The sequence below is a fragment of the Mesorhizobium shonense genome, assembly GCF_040545255.1.
GTDB lineage: Bacteria > Pseudomonadota > Alphaproteobacteria > Rhizobiales > Rhizobiaceae > Mesorhizobium > Mesorhizobium shonense.
Genome location: NZ_JBEPLM010000005.1, coordinates 100288 through 115860, shown reverse-complemented (window position 1 = coordinate 115860; position 15573 = coordinate 100288). Strand labels below are relative to the sequence as shown.

Annotated in this window: 15 protein-coding genes; 5 read left to right on the top strand and 10 right to left on the bottom strand. The window is 64.9% G+C overall.

The features are described 5' to 3' along the window. Positions 1–132: 132 nt before the first annotated feature. Complete coding sequence (locus ABID26_RS15315) at positions 133–1047, bottom strand: EamA family transporter (RefSeq protein WP_292298614.1); 915 nt, start codon at positions 1045–1047, stop codon at positions 133–135. A gap of 88 nt (positions 1048–1135) precedes the next feature. Between ABID26_RS15315 and ABID26_RS15310 the strand changes: the two genes are divergently transcribed. Then, positions 1136–1612, top strand: a complete 477-nt coding sequence (locus ABID26_RS15310; RefSeq protein ID WP_292298616.1) for an Lrp/AsnC family transcriptional regulator — start codon at positions 1136–1138, stop codon at positions 1610–1612. Here the strand turns inward: ABID26_RS15310 and ABID26_RS15305 are convergent. Further along, positions 1598–1813 (bottom strand): hypothetical protein, encoded by a 216-nt coding sequence (locus ABID26_RS15305; RefSeq protein ID WP_040970020.1) that lies wholly within the window; start codon positions 1811–1813, stop codon positions 1598–1600. The genes ABID26_RS15310 and ABID26_RS15305 overlap by 15 nt on opposite strands. 145 nt (positions 1814–1958) lie before the next feature. Beyond that, positions 1959–2444 (bottom strand): thioesterase family protein, encoded by a 486-nt coding sequence (locus ABID26_RS15300; RefSeq protein WP_292298618.1) that lies wholly within the window; start codon positions 2442–2444, stop codon positions 1959–1961. 166 nt (positions 2445–2610) lie between these two features. Here ABID26_RS15300 and ABID26_RS15295 point away from each other — a divergent pair, with 166 nt between their 5' ends. Further along, entirely contained in the window at positions 2611–4026 is a 1416-nt protein-coding gene (locus ABID26_RS15295; RefSeq protein ID WP_354415932.1) for an FAD-binding oxidoreductase, read from the top strand. Positions 4027–4041: 15 nt separating this feature from the next. Here ABID26_RS15295 and ABID26_RS15290 read toward each other — a convergent pair whose 3' ends face one another. Next, positions 4042–5010 (bottom strand): Dyp-type peroxidase, encoded by a 969-nt coding sequence (locus tag ABID26_RS15290; RefSeq protein WP_354415931.1) that lies wholly within the window; start codon positions 5008–5010, stop codon positions 4042–4044. Positions 5011–5220: 210 nt separating this feature from the next. Here ABID26_RS15290 and ABID26_RS15285 point away from each other — a divergent pair, with 210 nt between their 5' ends. Continuing rightward, a complete protein-coding gene (locus tag ABID26_RS15285; protein WP_354415930.1) occupies positions 5221–9240 on the top strand; it encodes an AsmA family protein in 4020 nt (1339 codons plus the stop codon). A 46-nt stretch (positions 9241–9286) separates the two neighbouring features. Here ABID26_RS15285 and ABID26_RS15280 read toward each other — a convergent pair whose 3' ends face one another. Beyond that, complete coding sequence (locus ABID26_RS15280; RefSeq protein ID WP_292339847.1) at positions 9287–9718, bottom strand: MarR family winged helix-turn-helix transcriptional regulator; 432 nt, start codon at positions 9716–9718, stop codon at positions 9287–9289. A gap of 186 nt (positions 9719–9904) precedes the next feature. On the opposite strand from ABID26_RS15280, the gene ABID26_RS15275 reads away from it, so the two are divergent. Next, on the top strand, positions 9905–11707 hold the full coding sequence (locus ABID26_RS15275; protein ID WP_354415929.1) for a chloride channel protein: 1803 nt from the start codon (positions 9905–9907) through the stop codon (positions 11705–11707). 6 nt (positions 11708–11713) lie between these two features. On the opposite strand, the gene ABID26_RS15270 is transcribed toward ABID26_RS15275, so the two are convergent. The 4 genes from ABID26_RS15270 to ABID26_RS15255 all read right to left on the bottom strand — a co-directional run bounded on the left by ABID26_RS15270 (position 11714) and on the right by ABID26_RS15255 (position 13495). Continuing rightward, the gene (locus ABID26_RS15270; protein WP_126099466.1) at positions 11714–11941 is read right to left on the bottom strand and encodes a ribbon-helix-helix domain-containing protein; all 228 of its coding nucleotides are present in this window, start codon (positions 11939–11941) and stop codon (positions 11714–11716) included. A 9-nt stretch (positions 11942–11950) separates the two neighbouring features. After that, the gene (locus tag ABID26_RS15265; protein WP_292339845.1) at positions 11951–12148 is read right to left on the bottom strand and encodes a DUF4169 family protein; all 198 of its coding nucleotides are present in this window, start codon (positions 12146–12148) and stop codon (positions 11951–11953) included. A gap of 9 nt (positions 12149–12157) precedes the next feature. Beyond that, complete coding sequence (locus ABID26_RS15260) at positions 12158–12691, bottom strand: SspB family protein (protein WP_126099468.1); 534 nt, start codon at positions 12689–12691, stop codon at positions 12158–12160. A gap of 117 nt (positions 12692–12808) precedes the next feature. Then, positions 12809–13495: a TetR/AcrR family transcriptional regulator gene (locus ABID26_RS15255; protein WP_354415928.1), complete on the bottom strand. Its 687-nt coding sequence runs from the start codon at positions 13493–13495 to the stop codon at positions 12809–12811. Positions 13496–13707: 212 nt separating this feature from the next. On the opposite strand from ABID26_RS15255, the gene ABID26_RS15250 reads away from it, so the two are divergent. After that, positions 13708–14913 carry a multidrug effflux MFS transporter gene (locus ABID26_RS15250; RefSeq protein ID WP_354415927.1) on the top strand — a complete coding sequence of 402 codons (1206 nt, stop codon included), beginning with the start codon at positions 13708–13710 and terminating at the stop codon, positions 14911–14913. Positions 14914–14959: 46 nt separating this feature from the next. On the opposite strand, the gene ABID26_RS15245 is transcribed toward ABID26_RS15250, so the two are convergent. Further along, positions 14960–15517, bottom strand: coding sequence for an AAA family ATPase (locus ABID26_RS15245; protein WP_354415926.1), 558 nt, complete (start codon positions 15515–15517; stop codon positions 14960–14962). Positions 15518–15573 lie beyond the last annotated feature (56 nt).

Below are 15573 nucleotides of genomic sequence, written 5' to 3'. Positions count from 1 at the left end.
CCCGGCCTGCGAATGGCGGCTTCCTGCGCTTCCGGTGCTCACGTACTTGAAGTACGCTCCGCTCCGGTTCTCGGAAACCACCATTCTCGGCTCGGCCTGACCTGAATCTCAACACACCTCGACGGCGCCGGATCACTCCTGCGCCGGCTTGTGCATGGCAACGCCTGCCACAACCAGTGCGATGCCGAGGCAGTCGGTGAGGCTGGGAACCTGCCTGAGCACGATGATGCCGATCAGCGTCGCGGTGAGCGGCAGGAGCGAGAGCATCAGCGCGAAGCTGGCGCGCGGCAGCCGCGCCATGGCGAGCTGGTCGCAGATATAGGGGATGACCGAGGAGCAAACGCCGACGCCGATGGCGGCGATCAAAAGCTGTGGCGCCGAGAAGGCCGGCAGCGCTTGGTCGAAGCCGATCGGCAGCACGACGAGGAAAGCAATCGCCATGGCGGTGCCGAGGCCGGCAATGCCTATGCCGGTCTGGGCGATGCGGTGGCCCAGCACGATGTAGCCGACAAACAAGGCGCCGTTCAAAAACGCCCAGAACAGGCCGATCGGATCGCTGGACCATTTGATATCGATCAGCAGCAAGGTGCCGGCGACGGCGATGGCCAGCGCCGCGAAATTGCGCCGGCTTCTAAGGCCGACCAGCGCCACGCCGATGGTGCCGACGAATTCGATCGCGGCGACCAGCGAAATCGGCAAGCGGTCGAGAGCCAGATAGAACGCGCAGTTCATCACCGCCAGGCAGGCGCCGAAGGCCAACAGCAGGAGCCGTGCCGAACGGTCGGCCCGGGCGAAGACGGTCCATGGCCGGGTGAGCGGCGCGAAGATCAGCGCCGCAGTGGCGATGCGCAGCCAGGCCATGCCGAGCACGCCGATCTGAGCGAACAGCAGCACTGCGAAAGCCGGCCCAAGATAGTGGAAAATCGCGCTGACGCAGAACCAGACATGCGGCGGCAGCGCATTGGCCAGTCCGGCGAAGGCAGGGCGCGCAGCGTCGGTGCCGCCAGCGGCTCGGTTTGTCGTGCGAACTTGCACTTCAGAATTCATGGGATCATTATCGCAGGCAAACTTAGCGATTTATATGGGCGATTAATGGCTTTGACGGCCGGTCACTTTCTGAAGAAAGAGGATTCTCTTGAAACGCCTTCGAAATGAAAATGCCGATCTGGATGTTGCGGACCTGAAGATCCTGCGGCTTCTGGAAAAGGATGCCCGCACCAGCACGGCGGAGCTGGCGCGCGCGGTCGGGCTCTCGCCGCCGAGCGTGGCCGAACGCATCCGCAAGCTGCAGGAGAACGGCGTGATCGAGGCCTACACGGTGAGGATCGATCCGGCGGCGCTCGGCCTGAAGCTGTCGGCATGGCTGCGGATCAGGCCGGTGCCCGGGCAACTCGCCGTCGTGGCCGGGATCATCCGCGACCTGCCGGAAATCGCGCAATGCGACCGGGTGACCGGTGAGGATTGCTTCATCGCGCTGGCGCATGTCGGCTCGGTGGCCGAACTGGAGCGGGTGATCGACAAGATCATTCCCTATGCGATGACCAACACCGCCATCATCCAGTCTTCGCCGGTCGAGCCGCGCTCGCTGCTTGGCAGTTTAAGGCAGCGCTGAGGGCTCGGTGTGACCGCGCTTCATGCGCGCCTGCCTCAGGATCGCGCGCCAGCGGATCATATCGAAGGGGATAGGCTCGTTGTTGTTGGCGATGTGGAAGATCTCGTTGTCGACGTTCTTCAGCGATCGCCAGAAATCATAATCGGTGATGCGCGGATCGGCCGCCAACCGCTCCACTTCGATCTTGATGTCGGTTTTCATGCACTGTCCTCGCGCCGCATTCCGCCTGCCGCCCGCGCGTAAACCCGGTGCGGCGGTTTTCGAACGCGCCACTGAGTCGTTCAACGGGCTCGAATGGCTTGTTCACGTTAAAACCTTGGTAAGGTTAACGCGGGCGCGTCGGGTTTCAAGCGCTCTTGCGTTTGATGCCGATCGAGCGGCCGGCGCGCTCCGGCATCGGCAGCGCCGCATGGGCCGCGCGCATGGCTTCAACCCGCGCCATCACATCGGCCGGGAAGGGTGCGACCTTCGGCCCGGCCATATCGACATGCAGCGCAAGCTGCTCGGACGTCGCGGCCAGCCAGCCGTCGACATGGCGGATTTCCTGATAGGCCCTCAGCCGCTTCTCGTCGTGGTCGATCAGCTGGAACGAGACCTTCACCTTGTGGTCGAGATGGAGCTCCTGCACATAGCAGACGTGGACTTCGGCCGTGTAGATGGTGAGGCGGCGTTCCTGGGCGTAGTTCGGCCCCATGCCCATCAATTCGAAGGCCTCGTCCGAGCAGCGGTCGAACAGCACGTTGTAATAGGCCATGTTGAGATGGCCGTTATAGTCGATCCAGTCCTTCTCGATCGCCATCGGCTTGGAAATGATAGGCGCGGGCATCGTCATCTGGTTTTCCTCGATCGTCGCTGGACAGGGGCGTGGCTGGTGAGGTTCTCGTTGTTCTGGTGCAATTCCGGACGGAAAACCGCTTCGCATTTTTCCTGGAATTGCTTTAGGCATCATCCATAGCTCCATAGCAAGAGCGGCCGCTGGTCCATTCGCGGAGGAATTCATGGCTTTGAGCGACCTCAATCCCGTCGAACGCAACGAGGAAGGCATCGCCACGGTGCTCGGCATCCTGAAGCAGCGCTTCGGCGAGCGTTTTCAGACCGGCGAGGCGATCCGCGGCCAGCACGCGCACACCACGACCTATATCCCGACACAGGCGCCGGACGGGGTCGTCTTCGCCGAAACCACTCCGGAGGTTCAGGAGATCGTGCGCGCCTGCGCGGCGCATCGCGTGCCGGTCATCGCCTTCGGCGTCGGCTCCTCGCTCGAGGGCCACACCAATGCGCCGGGCGGCGGCATCTCGATCGACACCTCGCGGATGAACCGCATCCTTTCGGTCAACCCGCAGGATCTCGATTGCACGGTCGAGCCCGGCGTGACGCGCGAGGACCTCAATCGGCACCTGCGCGACACCGGCCTGTTCTTCCCGATCGATCCCGGCGCCAACGCCTCGCTCGGCGGCATGGCGGCAACGCGCGCCTCCGGCACCAACGCCGTGCGCTACGGCACCATGCGCGAGAACGTGCTGTCGCTGACGGCGGTGATGGCGGACGGCGAGGCGGTGACGACCGGCAAGCGGGCGAAGAAAAGCTCGGCCGGCTACGACCTGACGCGGCTCTTGGTCGGCTCGGAAGGCACGCTCGGCATCATCACGGCGCTGACGCTCCGCCTGCAAGGCATTCCGCAGGCGATCTCCGGCGGCGTCTGCCCGTTCCCCAGCCTGGAGGCCGCCTGCAACACGGTGATCGCGACCATCCAGATGGGCATTCCGGTGGCGCGCATCGAACTGGTCAACGCGCTGCAGATGCGGGCGATGAAGAATTATTCGAAGCTCGATTACCCGGAAAGCCCGTGCCTGTTCGTCGAGTTCCACGGCAGCGACGCGGGCGTCGCCGAGCAGGCCGAGATGTTCGGCATGATCGCGGAGGAACAGGGCGGCGGACCGTTCCTGTGGACCAGCGTCGCCGAGGAACGGACAAAGCTCTGGAAGGCGCGGCACGATGCCTATTGGTCGTCGCTGACGCTGCGCCCGGGGGCCAAGGGCCTGTCCACGGACGTCTGCGTGCCGATCTCACGGCTCGCCGAATGCGTCACCGAAACCGAAGCCGACATCGCGGATATGGGGCTGGTAGCACCCATCGTCGGCCATGCCGGCGACGGCAATTTCCATGTGCTGGTGCTGATGGACCTCGATAACCCCGAAGAGATCGCGCTCGCGGAGAAATTCGTCGCCAGGCTCAACATGCGCGCGATCGCTATGGACGGGACCTGCACCGGCGAGCACGGCATCGGCCAGGGCAAGGTCGGCTTCCTGCGCCATGAGCTCGGTCACGGTGTCGACGTCATGCGCACGATCAAGCAGGCGCTCGATCCGCTGAACATCATGAACCCGGGTAAGATCTTGCCGGCGGCTGGATGATCGAGTCGCCGCGGATTACCCCTGCGCGCCGTCGGCCAGCTTCTGCAGCATGGGCCGGGTGGGCGCGAAAAAGGTCGTGCCGGTATGTGGCGTGGAGAAGTCGAGCAGCCGGTCGTAGGCGCCTGGCGGCTCACCGACATACATGCGCTGCAGCATTTTTTCGATCACCCACAGATAGCGGGTGTAGCCGATAAAGTAGGTTCCGAACTCCTTCTGGCCCGGCCGGCCGAAAGGCATGTTGTCGCGTAGGATGTCGTATTCGTTGCCGGCGTCGTCCTCGATGGTGGCCAGCGACTTGTGCGACTTGCGTGGCTTGTCGTCGTCATCGATCTCGATGTTGTCGATCTTGGTGCGGCCGATGATCTCTTCCTGGAGGCGCGTCGGCGTTTCCGCCCAGGCGCCAAGATCGTGCAGATATTTCTGGACGACGACATAGCTGCCGCCGGCAAACTCGGCGTCCTCGTCGCCGACAAGGGCCGAGGCGGGCAAATCGAGACCGGTCGGGTTGGCGGTGCCGTCGACGAAACCGAGTAGGTCGCGCGCGTCGAAATAGCGAAAGCCGGTGACCTCGTCGACGACCGTGACGCTGCCGCGCAGACTGTCCAGCAGGATGCGCTCGAACTCGAAGCACATGTCGGTGCGTTCGGCGCGGATGTGGAAGAGAAGGTCGCCCGGCGTGGACGGCGCCGAATGGACCGGTCCCTTGACCGGCGCAAAGGCTTTCAGTTCGCGCGGTCGCCGGTCCGGCGAGAGACGGGCCCAGAGGTCGGCGCCGATACCGGCGATGCACGACAGTCGGCCGGACAGGTCGCGGAAACCGACATTCTTGACGAGATCGTCAAGTGCGCCGAGCACCGAGGCCACCTTCGAGAGGGCTGCCTTGTCGCTGCCGACCGTGACGACGAGGAAAACCGCGGCGAGCGACAGCGGGGCATCGACGCTCTGCGCATCGATCGGCACCCTGTCCCAGTTCTTGCCTGACATCGGGAATGCTCCACGTTTCGCTATTTGGCTCGGGTGATCGCGACCGGGCGTGGCCACTTGAGGCAGAGTGCATTCCAAAAAGATATCGCGATCGCGAGCGACCGCGCAACAGCGGACGCTGCCTTGATTGCGCGCCGACACCGGCGAATTGCCTCTTTATCGACACGCGGATGCGGGTAGAGTGCGGCTGACTTTCAATCCGGGGAGAAAATGCTCGCACGCCTGTTCGTGATCTTCGGTGGGCTGTTCGTGCTGGTGCTGTGCGCGGCGCTGGTGGTGCCGTATTTCATCGACTGGACCGGCTACCGCGCCGATTTCGAGCGCGAGGCGAGCACCATCCTCGGCCGCAAGGTGACGGTGAAAGGCGATGCGACCGCGCGGTTGCTGCCATTCCCTTCGGTGACCTTCTCCAATGTCGAGGTCGCCGGCGGTCCTGGCGGCCAGCCGGCAATGACGATGGAGACCTTCTCCATGGATGCCGAGCTCGCCCCTTTCCTGCGCGGCGAGTTGCTGATCTTCGACATGCGGCTGGTGCATCCGAAGGCGACCATCGACGTCGCCGGCGACGGCACGGTCGACTGGGCGATCCGGCCGTCGACACCCTTCGATCCCGGTCAAATCGCGATCGAGAAGCTGACGGTGACCGAAGGTCAGATCGAATTGCGCCATGCCGCCGGCGGACGCAGCCATTTCATCTCCGAAATCAACTCGACCGTTTCCGCCAAGTCGCTCGCCGGCCCGTGGCGCATGGATGGCACGCTGCGCTTCGACGGGCTGCGCACGGAAGTCTCGGCCTCCACCGGCAAGTTGGAGCCGGACGGCCAGATGCGGCTCAGGCTGAAGGCAGACCCGGATGCCTATCCGCTGGTCGTCGAGACCGACGGCAATGCCGGCATCGTCAAGGGCGCTGCGGTCTATTCCGGCCAGTTCAAGGTTTCGGCCTCCGACAAGAATGGGGCCGACAAGAACCCGGCCGAACTGCGGGGCACCGACGGCAAGCCGGTCAAGGTCAGCGCCAGCAAGTCCGATCCGGGCTTCCGGCTGAACGGCAAATTCGCGCTCGATCACCAGAAGCTCGGCGTAGACGAATTCCGCTTCGAAACCGGGCCGCTCGACAATCCCTATACTGCCGATGGCAAGGCGTCGGTCGATCTCGGCCTCAAGCCGCATTTCTCGATCGAAGCCAGCGGGGCGCAGGTACAGTTCGACGAGGCCGTGGGCGCATCCGCGGGCACCGGGCTGACGCTCGACCAGCGCATTGCGGCGCTCGAACAGACGCTGCTGCACATGCCGAAGCCGACGATGCCGGGCACGGTCGAGGTCAGGCTGCCGGCGGTGGTGGCGGGCGACACGACGGTGCGCGACGTGCGGCTTTCGGCGGAGCCCGTCAAGGGCGGCTGGTCGGTGAAGTCGCTTGCCGCGACTCTGCCCGGCCGGGCGACGCTCGAAGCCGACGGCATGCTGAGCGTCGAAGACCGGTTCGGCTTTACGGGTTCCTTGCTGCTTGCTGTCGGACAGCCCTCCGGTTTCGCCGCCTGGCTGTCGAAGGATGTCGACGATGCGATCCGCCGGCTGCCGGCGGCGGGCTTCAAGGCCAAGGTCGATCTCAGCGAGAACCGGCAGTCCTTCAGCGATCTCGAACTCATCCTCGGCAAGGCGAAGTTTTCCGGCAGCATTGATTCCAGCCAGCCCGACGGCGCGAGGCCCTCGGTGCTGATGCGGCTGGAGGGCGGCGAGCTCGATGTCGACGGCTTGGCGGCCTTTGCCTCGATCTTCGTCAGCGACAAGGGCGCCAACCGCTTCGCCGACCGCGACCTCGATTTCCAGATCAAGGCAGGCCCGGTCAGCGCCGGCGGGCTGACCGCCGACACGGTGGATACGGCGTTGCGGCTGCGCGAGGGCCTGCTTGAGATCGACCGGCTTTCGGTCGGCGGGCTTGCGGGCGCCTCGATCAGCGCCACGGGGCGCGTCAAGGATTTTCCGGAAAGCCCGACCGGCAAGCTCGACGCTTCGGTCGTGGCCGTGGATCTGAGGCCGCTCATCGACGTCGCGGCGCAGCATTATCCGGACAATCAGGTTCTGAAGGGTCTGGCCGACCGTGCAGCCGCTTATCCCGAACTGTTCCAGGACGCTCGTATCGACCTGGTGACGAGTGCGGCCGACAACGGCGACGGCACCACGGGGCTCGCGCTTTCAGCGCAGGGCAAGGCCGGCGGTTCGGCCTTTTCGGCCTCTCTTTCGGGCAAGGGCACCGCGGACTGGCTTCTCGATGCGCCTGTGTCGCTCACCTTCAACGCCAGGAACGAGAACGCCGCCACGCTGCTGGCGCTTTACGGCCTGCCGGCGCTGCCGCTCGGCATGCTTGGACAGGCGGCAACCGATCTCTCGGCAAAAGGCTCGCTCGGCGGCGGTCTGGCGACCAGCTTCAACCTGACGGCCGACGATTTCAGGGCGAGCTTTGACGGGACCGTCGCCGAGACGCAGCAAGGCGCGACCGCCAAGGGCAAGGTCAACCTCGATGCAGCCGATATCGAACCGTGGCTCATGACGACAGGCGTCGGGTTGCCGGGCATGGGCACCGGCACGTCGGCATCGCTTGCCGCCGACGCCGATTTCGGCAATGGGCTGCTGGTGCTGAGCGGGTTCGTCGGCGCGATCAACAGGGCCGCGGTGTCCGGTGACGTCAACGTCGACATGAAAGATGGGCTGCCGCATCTCGCCGGCGCGCTGGCGCTCGACGAACTCGATCTCGATCCGTTGGCTGTGTCGCTGTTCGGCGATCAGTCTTTCCTCGCCGCGAAAGGCGGTGGCTGGCCGACGGCGCCGTTCAGCCAGAAGTCGACCCTGCCATTCAGCGCCGATCTCGACCTCAACGCGGCGGCGCTGGCCGCCGGACCGTTCGCCATCGCGCATGATGCGGCCCTGTCGCTGAAGCTCGACCGGGAAGGCATCCATGTCTCGGACCTCAAGGCCAAGCTCCATGGCGGCGCGCTGACCGGCCTGTTCGAGCTTAAGAATACGGAAGGCACGGGCCTGTTTTCAGGTCAGTTGAAGTTGGCGGGCAGCGACCTTTCCGCGCTGCTGCCCGGTTCGGGTGTCAGCGGCAGCGGCGATATTTCGGCGGCGCTGTCGACCAGCGGCAAGTCGGTCGACGCGATGATCGCCGCTCTGTCCGGGTCCGGCACCGCGGCGGTGAAAGGTTTGAATATCGCCGGCATCAATCCCGACGCCTTTGCCGCCATCATCGCCAGGGCCGACGCAATAGGGCGCGACATCGACGCCGCCAAGACCGCCGGCTTCGCGCCTGGGATCGCTGGGGAGGGCAGTTTCGCGGCGGGTGACAGCGACATTGCCTTCACCGTTGCCAATGGCACGCTGCGGGCGCCGCCGATCAGCCTCGACAATCCTGCGGCGGTGCTGACGGCCGATGTGACCGCCGACATCAACACAAGCACCGTCACGGCAAAGGGGGCGGTCACCTATCGTCCCGGCGACGAGGCGCTGGTCGGCTCCGCGCCTGCTGTAAACTTCAGCCTCGCCGGCCCTGTCGGCGCGACGACACGCCAGTTCGACAGCGAGCCGCTGGCCCAGTTCCTCACCCAGCGCGCGCTGGAGAAGGAACAGCAGCGGGTCGAGGCAATGCAGGCGGAACTGCTCGAGAAGCAGCGGCTGCGGCGCGAGGTTCGCTATTACGCGGCGCTGCAGACCGAGCGCGACCGAGCGGCCGAAGAACTGCGCCGGCAAGAGGAAGAGGCGCGGCAGAAGGCCGAAGCCGAGGCCAGGGCGAAAGCCGAGGCAGAGGCGCAGGCAAAGGCGGAAGCGGAAGCCAAGGCGGAAGAAGAGGCGAGGGCCAAAGCAGAGGCCGACGCGAAGGCCCAGGCCGAGGCGGATGCGCGCGCGAAAGCAGAGGCGGATGCCAGGGCCAAGGCTGAGGCCGACGCCAAAGCTCAAGCCGAGGCCGAGGCGCGGGCGCAGGCGCAGGCTGAAGCCGAAGCGAAGGCCAGGGCGGAGCAACAGGCGGCCGACAAGGCGGTCAAAGCGCGGGCCGAGGCGGAGCGCAGGAAGGCCGAGCAGGCGAAGCTGGAAGCCCAACGCAAGGCGGCTGAGCAGGCGCCAAAGATCGACCGGTCGCTTCCCGGCGTCAACGACGGTTCCGCTTCAGAGCCGGCGAAACCAAAGCCCAATCCGTTCACGATCGACAATCTCCTGAAGTCGCTGGACGGCGGCTGAGGCTCATCCGGTCAAGACACCGCGAGTTCGGCGCTTTGGCTGTGGCTCAAACCGGCTCCCGCCGCGAAAGCAGGCGCCGCAGCATAGGCTCGATCCGCGAAAGCTCGTCGAGGTGAGCGGCCGACAATTCGGCCAGGCGATCGTCGGCGAGAGGTGTGAGCTGGAGTAGAACGCGGCGGTGGTCGGCCTTGTCCTGATCCCTTGTGACCAATCCGGCCTCGGCAAGACGGTTCACCAGTTCGACGGCGCTGTGGTGTCGGATGCGCAACCGCTCCGCCAGATCGCCGACCGCCACCGGTCCGCCGCCGGGGTAACCCTTGATCGCCAGCAGCGCCTGATGCTGGCGCGGGGTCAAGCCCGCCTCGTTCGCCTGGATCTGGCTGAATTCCAGAAAGCGGCGGATCAGATAGCGGAATTCCGACAGCCGCTCGTAGTCGGCCTGGCTGATGGCGGGACGTGATTTCTTCGGCTGCGTCATTCCACGACTTATGGCCCTTTCCTGCCAAAGCTCAACTCCCACGAAGGCTTGGGACCTGGCGCAATCCATGACCAAATGACGCGGAGCAGCGGTCGAAAACGGTCTTGAAGAAATATATCGTAGTACGATATGTAGCCGCCCGACAACCGGACGGCATTTGCGCCGCCAGAAAGCCCAGGCTCCACAATGAAATCCGCCCATGCCGGAAACGGCCACCTCCGCGACTTCACCACCGATCCCAGGGTGCTCGTCATCGCGGCCATCGCGGTCGTGGTCGCGACTGCCGGGCTGTTTGCCGGCATCGTGTTGTTGAAGCTCATCCGGCTTGCCACCAACATCGCCTATTTCGGCCAGTTCACGCTGGCCGAGCTGAGGCTCGAGGACACGCCGCTTGGGCTTGCCGCGGTGATCGTGCCGGTGATCGGCGCGCTGATCATCGGCCTGATGGCCCGCTTCGGCAGCGAAAAGATCCGCGGCCACGGCATTCCTGAGGCCATCGAGGCGATCCTTCTCGGCCGCTCGCGGCTCGACGCCAAGGTGGCGGTGCTGAAGCCATTGTCGTCGGCGATCTCCATCGGTTCGGGCGGGCCGTTCGGCGCCGAAGGCCCGATCATCATGACCGGCGGCGCGATCGGCTCGCTGATCGCGCAGATGCTGCCGGTCAGCGACAATGAGCGCAAGACGCTGCTGGTGGCGGGTGCCGCGGCCGGCATGACGACCGTCTTCGGCACGCCGATCGCGGCGATCATGCTTGCCGTCGAGCTGCTGCTGTTCGAATGGACGCCACGCAGCTTCATCCCGGTCGCAGTGGCCGCTATCGTCGCGGAAGTCGAACGCACCTTGCTGCATCTGCCGGGTCCGATCTTTCCCTTTTCGGGCAGCATGGAGGCATCGATCGCCGGATTGGGCGGCTGGGTGCTCGTCGGCATTGCTTCCGGCCTTCTTTCGGGTCTGCTGACGCAATTGGTCTATGCCTGCGAGGACGCTTTCCAGAAGCTGCCGATACACTGGATGTGGTGGCCGATGATCGGCGGCCTTGTGGTCGGCATAGGCGGCCTCATCGAGCCGCAGGCGCTCGGCGTCGGCTACGACAACATCGCCAACATGCTCGATGGCCGCGTCGTCGCGGCCGCGGCGCTTACGCTGCTGGTGGTGAAAGCCATTGTCTGGTCGGTGGCGCTGGGTTCGGGAACGTCGGGCGGTGTGCTGGCGCCGCTCTTGATCATGGGCGGCGCGATGGGGGCGGTGCTGGCCGGCATCCTGCCGGAAGCGACGCCGGGCTTCTGGCCGCTGCTGGCGATGGCCGCGACCATGGGCGGCACCATGCGCGCGCCGCTGACCGCGACCTTCTTCGCGGTGGAGCTCACCGGCAACACCCATATGCTGGTGCCGCTGATCGCGGCTTGCGCCACCGCCCATGCGGTCACCGTGCTGTTGATGAAGCGCTCGATCCTGACCGAAAAGGTGGCGCGGCGCGGCCATCACCTCGTTCGCGAATACCGCGTTGATCCCTTCGCGCTGACCAGGGTGCGCGAAGTGATGACGAACAGGGTCGAAAGCGTGCCTGCGGCAATGACGCTGCATGGCGCGGCCGCATTCCTCACCGCGCCGGACACGCGGCATCCAAGCTTCCCGGTGATCAACGAGGAGGGCCATGTGCTCGGCGTCATCGATCCGCCGGCGATCCTGCGCTGGCGCCGCGCCGGCAAGCACCGCAAGACGACGCTTGGCGAGCTGCTCGCCGGCAGCAAGGTCACGCTCGCCTATCCTGACGAATATCTGGAAGGACTGTCCGACAAGCTGCTCACCGCCAACGTCTCGCATCTGCCTGTCGTCTCACGCGAGGATGCGCGGCTCGTCGGCTATGTCGGCTGGAAAGACCTGATGCGGGTGCGGTCGAAAAAGCAGGCGGAGGAACGCGACCGTGCCGCCTTGCTCAGCTTCGGAGCCAGGCGGAAAGCTGAGCAAGGCATCGGCGACCCCGTCTGAGGCAACTCAAGACGATTTGCCGCTGCGCTTTGCCCAGGCCAACACGTAAAGTCTCAGCGCGGAGGACAGGTTGGCATCACGGGTCCGCGTCTCGTCGATCTCGGCGACGAGAGCCGCGAGCGACACCGAGCGCTCCGCCGCGATCGCGAGCAAATCGTCGTAGAAGGGTTGCTCCAGGGAAAAGCTGGTGCGGTGGCCTCGGATCGTGACCGAGCGTTTTTCGACCGCGGCCATCGGAGGCGCTCAGTGCCGGTCCGGATCGCCGGGCTTTTCGCGGCGATGGCCGTCCATGAATTTTTCGGTCCTATCGGACGTCAGCCGGTCACGCTCGCGTTCGGCCTTGGAACGACCGTGCAATGCCCGGTTCTCGCCGGCCAGGCGTTCCTTCTCGATGCGCGCTTTCTGCTTGCGGGCCTGGCGGAGATTGACGACCTCGCCCATTTTCCCGGCTCACTTCTTGCGGAAGGCGTCGAGCGAAACGACGTCGGCGCTCTTGCCGCCACTGTCGGCGACAGCCGGCTTCTTCTCGGCCTCAGGGGACTTTTTCTTCGATTCCGGTTTCTTTTCGGCCACGACCGCAATCGGCTCCGGCGCCGGCGCGGCATCGTCGTCCTCCGCCGCGCCTTCCGCCTTGACGTCGAATTCGAGTTCGAAATTCACCGAAGGATCGTAGAAACCGCGCACGGCGGAGAAGGGGATCTCGAGCTTTTCAGGCACGTCGGAGAAGGAGAGCCCCACCTCGAAACCGGCATCCGTGACCTTCAGGTCCCAGTACTGGAACTGGATGACGATCGTCATCTGCTCGGGATAACGCTCGCGCAGCCGCGAGGAAATGCGCACGCCCGGCGCGCCGGTCAGGAAGGTGATGAAGAAATGGTGGTTGCCCGGAAGACCGGTGCGCGCGACTTCGGCCAGGACCTTGCGCATGACGCCGCGCAATGCCTCCTGGGCCAGAATGTCGTAGCGGATGTGGTCGTCGGCCATGTGACGGTCGGGTTCCGTTGAATCGTCCGCATAGCTGTAATCAAGCTTGAGCGCGGCGTAAACCGCATATAGGCGCCTAACGCTGAGGCCAAGAGGGGGTGGCGGCGATTTGATTGCTCAGGCGTGGGCGGCGAGGGCGGCCGGCTTGACGGATGCGGCTTTGCGCGAGCCGAAGGCGCGGAGGAAGGTGCGCACGCCGTTGGTGGCCGAGCGCAGGACCTCCTCCTCGGTAGGCATGCCGCCGAGCATGAAGGTGATTTGAAGCTCGGCATTGACGAGAGCGAGGAACTGGCGCGCCGCCACGTCCGGATCGTCGATCGACAGGTGCCCGGCATAGGCAAGCCGCGCGAAGCGGGCGGCAAGCGCCGACCAGGTGCGGCCGGGGCCCTGTTCGCGCCACTCGGCGAAAAGCTCCGGATAGCGCTCGCCTTCGGCCTGGATCAGCTTGCGCAGGAAGCGGCCGTCGCGGTTGCAGATGCAGTTGCGGTTCATGCGCACGGCAAAAGCGACAAGATCGGATTCGAGATCGGCGGGCTGGTCGGGGAAGGTGGCGATGGTGGCGAAGATGCCGGCGTTGCAACGCTCCGTCAGGTCGCGCACGACGGCCATGAAGAGCTTTTCCTTGTCGCCGTGGTGATTGTAGACCGTCTGGCGCGAAACGCCGGCCTCGGCCGCGATCAGGTCGATGTTGGCGCCGGCATAACCCTCCCGGCAGAAAACCGAAGCGGCAGCATCAACCACCGATATGCGCTTGGCCTCATGGCTGCGTGGCGGGAAAGTGTCAGGAGAAACGCCGGGCTTCATAAAAATCTATATAGCGGTGATTGACGAATTGGACAAGCCTGTCTAAATTTGTGGACATAACAAAGGGAAGTTCGCTCCCTGCGAGACGAACAATTTCGTTTTGAGAAGACGAAGAAGTTCGCTCTTGGGTGTCGGAATTCCGCGGGATGGAACGTCCTGGGGTTAGACGCCGATTTTTCGCGGCGGCAACCAGATCCGAAAGAAGCCCTATCATGAGTCCCAAATTCCTCCGCATCGCGGTCGTGCTCGGCTTGTTGTCCGCAATCGGCCCTTTCGCCATCGATATGTATCTTCCCGCGCTGCCCTCGATCGGTGAGGATCTGCACGCTGGTACAGCTGCCGTGCAGATGAGCCTGTTGATCTTCTTCCTGTCGATGGGTTTCGGCCAGATCGTCGTCGGCCCGATCTCCGATATGGTCGGGCGCAAGCTACCGCTTTATGCCGGCCTCGCGCTGTTCATGGTCGGCGGCGTCGGCTCGGCGATGGCGCCCAACATTGAGTGGCTGATCGCCTTCCGCTTCCTGCAGGGGCTCGGCGCCAGCGCCGGCATGGCGGTGCCGCGCGCCATCGTGCGCGACCTGCACACCGGCAACGAGGCCGCCAAGCTGATGTCGCTTCTGATGCTGGTGTTCTCGGTGTCGCCGATCCTTGCGCCGCTCACCGGCAGCCAGATCATCGAGAGTTTTGGCTGGCGCGCTGTGTTCTGGACGGTGACGGGCGCCGCGGCTTTAGCCACCATCCTGCTCGCCACCTCGCTGAAGGAGACGCGGTCGGTGGAGGAGCGCGCCAGCTCGTCCTTCGGCACGGCGCTGGCCGGCTACCGCTACCTGATGGGCGATCGCAACTTCCTCGGCCTGACGGCGATCGCCGGCTTCGGTATTGCGAGCTTCTTCGTCTATCTGTCGAGCTCGTCCTTCATCCTGATCGATCATTACGGCCTGTCGCCGTCGGTCTACAGCGTGTTCTTCTCGATCAACGCGGTCGCCTTCATCGGCATGTCGCAGCTGACCGGGATGCTGGCCGATCGGTTCGGACTGAAGCGTGTCGTCTGGGTGGCGGTCACCGGCTACGCCACGGTTATGGTGGCGCTGTTCGCGATCATGGCTTCGGGCGTCGACCGGCTCGACGTGATGGCGGCGCTGCTCTTCGTCGGCTACGGCTTCCTCGGCCTGGTCATCCCGACCACCTCGGTGCTGGCCATGGAAGAGCATGGCGAGATCGCCGGCACGGCCTCGGCGTTGATGGGCACGCTGCACTTCGCGATCGGCGCGCTGGCGATGGGCGTCGCCGGCATCTTCTTCGACGGCACGCTGCTGCCGATGGTTGCCGGCATCACGCTTTGCGCGGTGATTTCGTTCTCGCTGGCCAAGCTCACGCTTGGCCGCGCGCGGGAAGCGGTGGAAGCGCCTGCCGAGTAAGCAACTCACAAAAGATCGGAAAAGGCCGGGTTTGCCCCGGCCTTTTTCACGCCTGCGTCAAGCCGGCTGTATCGAGGACGAAGCGCATGCGCTCTTCGACCGGTGCAAGCGGTAAAGGCACCAGTTCGTAGCCGAGTTCGGCATAGACGCTCGTAACCGATTGAAAGGTGCGCTCGGCCTCATCGAATGTCTGTTTCCGCTCCTCGTCGTGCGCAAAGATTTCCGGCCATGGCGGTGCAATGAAGACGCGGCGCGCATAGCGGAATTCGGTTGCGGCGCTTTTGATGTGATCCGGCACCGGCAGGCCGCAGAGCATGAGATAGCCGATCGTGTCGGGCACGCCGCGATCGAAGAAGACTGGACCGGGCTCGGCATGCGCCGCGTGCCAGGAGCGCAGCTCCCAGGACAGCATCAGCTCGGCAAAAAGCGCCCGGTCCCGCCAGGGAAGGGCAGGGCCGCCGACTGACACCTGGTCGCGGATGATGCCGCGTCCTGCCTCCGGCGCTGTCGCGAAGCCTGCCGCTTTCAACGCTTCGACCAGCGTGGTCTTGCCGGAACCGGGACCACCGGTCAGCACGAAGAACCGGCCGGAATCGTTTTGCATGAACTTGCCCATGGATGATGAACGGCAAGACGGAACGGCCCGCGCGCCGGACGAAC

Bases quoted from the DNA above. Each gene is read 5' to 3' on its own strand.
- ABID26_RS15315 (WP_292298614.1), bottom strand. From the start codon at position 1,047: ATGAATTCTGAAGTGCAAGTTCGCACGACAAACCGAGCCGCTGGCGGC.
- ABID26_RS15305 (WP_040970020.1), bottom strand. From the start codon at position 1,813: ATGAAAACCGACATCAAGATCGAAGTGGAGCGGTTGGCGGCCGATCCG.
- ABID26_RS15300 (WP_292298618.1), bottom strand. From the start codon at position 2,444: ATGACGATGCCCGCGCCTATCATTTCCAAGCCGATGGCGATCGAGAAG.
- ABID26_RS15295 (WP_354415932.1), top strand. From the start codon at position 2,611: ATGGCTTTGAGCGACCTCAATCCCGTCGAACGCAACGAGGAAGGCATC.
- ABID26_RS15290 (WP_354415931.1), bottom strand. From the start codon at position 5,010: ATGTCAGGCAAGAACTGGGACAGGGTGCCGATCGATGCGCAGAGCGTC.
- ABID26_RS15285 (WP_354415930.1), top strand. From the start codon at position 5,221: ATGCTCGCACGCCTGTTCGTGATCTTCGGTGGGCTGTTCGTGCTGGTG.
- ABID26_RS15280 (WP_292339847.1), bottom strand. From the start codon at position 9,718: ATGACGCAGCCGAAGAAATCACGTCCCGCCATCAGCCAGGCCGACTAC.
- ABID26_RS15275 (WP_354415929.1), top strand. From the start codon at position 9,905: ATGAAATCCGCCCATGCCGGAAACGGCCACCTCCGCGACTTCACCACC.
- ABID26_RS15270 (WP_126099466.1), bottom strand. From the start codon at position 11,941: ATGGCCGCGGTCGAAAAACGCTCGGTCACGATCCGAGGCCACCGCACC.
- ABID26_RS15265 (WP_292339845.1), bottom strand. From the start codon at position 12,148: ATGGGCGAGGTCGTCAATCTCCGCCAGGCCCGCAAGCAGAAAGCGCGC.
- ABID26_RS15260 (WP_126099468.1), bottom strand. From the start codon at position 12,691: ATGGCCGACGACCACATCCGCTACGACATTCTGGCCCAGGAGGCATTG.
- ABID26_RS15255 (WP_354415928.1), bottom strand. From the start codon at position 13,495: ATGAAGCCCGGCGTTTCTCCTGACACTTTCCCGCCACGCAGCCATGAG.
- ABID26_RS15250 (WP_354415927.1), top strand. From the start codon at position 13,708: ATGAGTCCCAAATTCCTCCGCATCGCGGTCGTGCTCGGCTTGTTGTCC.
- ABID26_RS15245 (WP_354415926.1), bottom strand. From the start codon at position 15,517: ATGCAAAACGATTCCGGCCGGTTCTTCGTGCTGACCGGTGGTCCCGGT.